This is a genomic window from Streptomyces sp. NPDC043812 (assembly GCF_056436245.1).
This window is the reverse complement of record NZ_JBWKCY010000076.1, coordinates 1-4,497: the sequence shown is the minus strand read 5'-3', so window position 1 is coordinate 4,497 and position 4,497 is coordinate 1. Positions and strand designations below refer to the sequence as shown.

The window sequence follows — 4,497 nt, the reverse complement described above, 5'->3', positions numbered from 1 at the left end:
GAGTCGTGGGCGATCTGCCGGTCCGACCTGATGATCAAGGGCCAGGACCCGGAGAACATCGCCTTCGGCAACTCCTTCTCCGACGACGGGCACGCCCGCAAGACCTTCGACTACATGCTGGCGAACCCGCCGTTCGGCGTGGAGTGGAAAAAGGTCAAGGAGGAGGTCGAGCACGAGCACAAGTCGCTGGGCGAGGCCGGACGCTTCGGGGCGGGGCTGCCGCGCATCAACGACGGCTCACTGCTGTTCCTCCAGCACATGATCTCGAAGATGAAGCCGGTGGACGTGAACGGCGGGGGCGGCTCGCGTCTGGCCATCGTCTTCAACGGCTCGCCGTTGTTCACGGGCGCGGCCGGTTCGGGCGAGTCGGAGATCCGCCGCTGGATCCTGGAGAACGACTGGCTGGAGGGCATCGTCGCCTTGCCGGACCAGCTCTTCTACAACACCGGCATCTCCACGTACTTCTGGATCCTGACAAACCGGAAGAGCCCGGACCACAAGGGCAAGGTCGTGCTGTTGGACGCGCGTGACCAGTGGCAGAAGATGCGGAAGTCCCTGGGCGACAAGCGCAAGGCGCTGGGCAAGGACCACATCGCGACGGTGGTCAAGCTGTACGGCGAGGCGCTGGCCGTGGCGGGGGATACGGAGCACCCGCTGCACGGCAAGGCGAAGGTCTTCTGGAACGAGGACTTCGGGTACCAGCGGATCACAGTGGAACGGCCGCTGAAGCTGAGGTTCGAGGTGACGGAGGAGACGTTGGCGGAGCTGGAGGCCTCCAAGGTCACCCAGAAGCTGCCGCAGGCTTCGGTCATGTTCGACGCCTTCGAGTCGATGGAGGTCACGAGCTGGGCTACGAAGCAGGAGGCTTGGCTCGCCCTCAAGGACGCGGTGGTACAGGCCGGCGGAACGTGGCCCACGGGTGCGCCCTTCAACAAGGCACTGCGGGACGCGATCGGCGTGCGGGACCCGGAGGGCGAGGTGCAGCTGGTGAAGGGCCAGCCCGAGCCGGACCCGGAGCTTCGGGACTACGAGAACGTGTTGTTGAGCGAGGACGTCGAGGAGTACCTGAAGCGGGAGGTCCACCCGCATGTTCCGGACGCGTGGATCGACCACAGCAAGACGAAGATCGGGTACGAGATTCCGTTCACGCGGCACTTCTACGTGTACGAGCCGCCGCGGCCGTTGGCGGAGATCGACGCCGAGTTGAAGGCGCTGGAAACGGAGATCCAGGGGCTCCTCAGCGAGGTGACGGAGTGACCTGGAAGGAGACGCGGCTGAAGCACCTGTGCGTCGACTCGGGCCAGTACGGCCTGAACGTCGCCGCCGACAGCTACTCGGCAACCGGAACCCGCCTCATCAGGACGTCCGACATCGCGGCCGACGGCACCCTGAAGGACGCCGAGTCCGGGGTACATGTCGACATGGCCATCGAGGCCCGGCATCAACTGCTCCCTGGGGACATCCTGTTGTCCCGCAGCGGCACTCTGGGACGCTCGTTCCTCGTTCCGGAGCAGGCGCAGGGGCACACGTTCGCCGGGTTCCTCATCCGGTTCCGTCCGAAGCCGGGAGTGGAACCCCGCTTCCTGAACTATGCGACGCAGTCCGCCGGCTTCCAGGGCACCGTGCATTCCGAGGCCGTCGCCTCCACCATCCAGAACTTCAACGCCGACCGCTACGCCAACATCTCGATGCGCGTCCCCGCTCCCGAGCAGCAACGCCGCATCGCCGATTTCCTCGACGCCGAGACTTCCCGCATCGACCAGCTCATCCGCCTTTACGGACGGCTTGGCAGGCTGGCCGGCGAACGGTCCCAGCGGGTGCTGGACGAGGCGATTGGACAGTGCACGAACCTGGTACCCCTGCGCTACATCGTCCGCTTCCGTGAAGGCCCGGGCATCATGGCCGTGGACTTCCACCGCTCCGGAGTCCCGCTCGTCCGGATCGCCGGCCTGCAGCAAGGGGAGGTCACTCTCAACGGCTGCAACTTCCTTGACCCGGACAAGGTCGCTCGGCAGTGGTCGCATTTCCGCCTGCGCCTCGGCGACCGGCTGATCAGCGGCAGCGCGACCATGGGCGAGGTGTCGGTGGTCCGGGACCCCGGCGTAGTGGGGGCCGTACCGTACACCGGTCTGATCATTCTGCGACCGGCGCAGACGGGCATCGACATGGAATACGTGGAGGCCTTCCTGCGGTCCTCCCTGTTCGCCCGGCAGATCGACCTACTCAAGACGGGTGCCACCATGCAGCACTTCGGTCCCACGCACCTGTCTCAGGTCCGGGCGCCCTTGCCGTCGTCACCCGACGAGCAGTCCCGTATCGCCGCGACTGCCCGTGAGGCACTGCTCCACGCGTCACACTGCGACGCTCTGACAAAGCGACAGATCGCGCTGCTCAACGAGCGCCGCCAAGCCCTCATCACTTGGGCCGTCACCGGCCGGTTCGACGTATCGACGGCCAGTGGCCGAGGCGTGACCGAAGGAGTCGGCGCATGAGCCCCGTGCACGACGAGTCCTCCTTCGGGTCCGCCATAGTCGCCGCACTCTGCGAGCGAGGCTGGCGCGAGGCCAACCCCGAGGACTACCGCCCCGACCTCGGACTCGACACCAACGAGCTCTACACCTTCATCGGCGAGACCCAGCCCGACGAGTGGAACGAACTCCTCACCGTCTACGGCGGCAACCCCAACGAGGCGCAGCGCGGCTTCGCGCAGCGGCTTGACCGGGCCATCACCGATGACGGGCTGCTCCATGTCCTCCGTAACGGCGTCAAGGACCGTGGTGTCCGGCTCCGCGTCGCCTACTTCAAGCCCAACCTCATCTCCGCAGACTCTGTCCTCGACGGCTACCGGGCCAACCGCCTCACCGTCGTACGCGAACTTCCCTACGCCACCAAGCAGGCCGACTGGGGCCACCGCCTCGACCTGACCCTGTTCCTCAATGGCATCCCGGTCGCCACGGCCGAGTTGAAGAACCCGCTCACCGGGCAGGGCGTCGAGCAAGCCAAGGAGCAGTACCGGACCGACCGCGACCCGACCGAGTTGATCTTCACGCGGCGCGTGATCGCGAACTTCGCCGTCGACCCGGACCTGGTCTTCGTCACCACGCAGCTGCGCGGCAAGAGCACCCAGTTCCTGCCCTTCAACACCGGCTCAAGCGGCCCCGGCCAGCCCGGCGGGTCCGGCAACCCTGCACCCACAGCCCACGGCACGTACGCCACCTCCTACCTCTGGGAACAGGTCTGGCAGCGGGACAGCTGGCTCGACCTCCTCCAGCGCTTCGTGCACCAGCAGAAGCACAAGACGCCTGGCGGCGGCACCACCAAGACGACGATCTTCCCCCGCTTCCACCAATGGGACGTGGTCAAGAAACTCACCGCGCACGCGTCCGTCCACGGCGCCGGCCAGAACTACCTCATCATGGCCTCCGCCGGCTCGGGCAAGTCGAACACCATCGGCTGGCTGGCCCACCGCCTCAGTGACCTGCACGCCCGAACCGATCCGAGCGTCCTTAACCCCGACGCCCTCGCCGAGGGCCGTATCAAGCCGGGCGAACCCGTCTTCGACAAGGTCATCGTCATCACCGACCGCCGGAACCTGGACGCCCAGCTCCGTGAGACCGTAGGCAGCTTCAGCCAGACCGACGGCCTGGTCGTCAAGGTCGACGAGAAGCACGGCGCCAAGAGCGAGCAGCTCGCCCGTGCCCTCTCCCGGGACACCGGGAAGATCGTCACCGTCACCCTGCACTCGTTCCCGGCGCTGCTCGACTACATCAAGCGCAACCCCACCGAGATCAAGGGCACCCGCTTCGCGGTCATCGTCGACGAGGCGCACTCCTCCCAGTCCGGCGACGCCGCCACCGCCGTGAAGTCCGCCCTGCGGGACCTCGGCCTGGACGCCGACTCGGACGACGAGGGCGCGACCACGATCACCGTGGACGACCAGCTCAAGGCGAAGGCCGTCGCGCGCTCCCGCGCCACCAACCTCTCCTACTTCGCCTTCACGGCAACGCCCAAGTCCAAGACCCTCGAGCTCTTCGGCACAGACGGCGTCGAGAACGGCAAGACCGTCTACCGCCCCTTCCACACCTACTCCATGCGCCAAGCCATCGAGGAAGGCTTCATCCTCGACCCCCTGCGTAACTACGTCACGTACAACACCTATTGGAAGCTCGCGAACCTCAACCGCGACGAGAAGGAGGTCGACCCCTCCAAGGCGAACAGCCAGCTCGCCCGGTTCGCCCTCATGCACGAGCACACGGTGTCCCAGCACGCCACGGTGATCGTCGAGCACTTCATCGCCCACACCCGCGGCCGGCTCGGTGGACGCGCCAAGGCCATGGTGGTCACGGCGTCCCGCCACTCGGCCGTCCAGATGGCCCGCGCCATCCGCAGCTACATCGCCGACCGCGAGTACGACACCAAGTACCCGGACCTGGGCGTGCTCGTCGCGATCTCCGGCACCCTCACCATCGACGGCGAGGAGACCACCGAGGTCAAGGA

3 protein-coding genes are annotated in these 4,497 nt (G+C 66.6%); all 3 read left to right on the top strand.

Annotated elements, in window-relative coordinates:
• On the top strand, positions 1–1,257 hold a 1,257-nt coding region (locus AC067Z_RS38570), incomplete at its 5' end, for an HsdM family class I SAM-dependent methyltransferase (protein WP_478794308.1).
• Positions 1,254–2,492 (top strand): restriction endonuclease subunit S, encoded by a 1,239-nt coding sequence (locus AC067Z_RS38565; RefSeq protein WP_478794307.1) that lies wholly within the window; start codon positions 1,254–1,256, stop codon positions 2,490–2,492. The genes AC067Z_RS38570 and AC067Z_RS38565, both read left to right, overlap by 4 nt.
• Positions 2,489–4,497 (top strand): type I restriction endonuclease (locus tag AC067Z_RS38560; protein ID WP_478794306.1); only part of this gene is annotated, 2,009 nt, incomplete at its 3' end. The genes AC067Z_RS38565 and AC067Z_RS38560, both read left to right, overlap by 4 nt.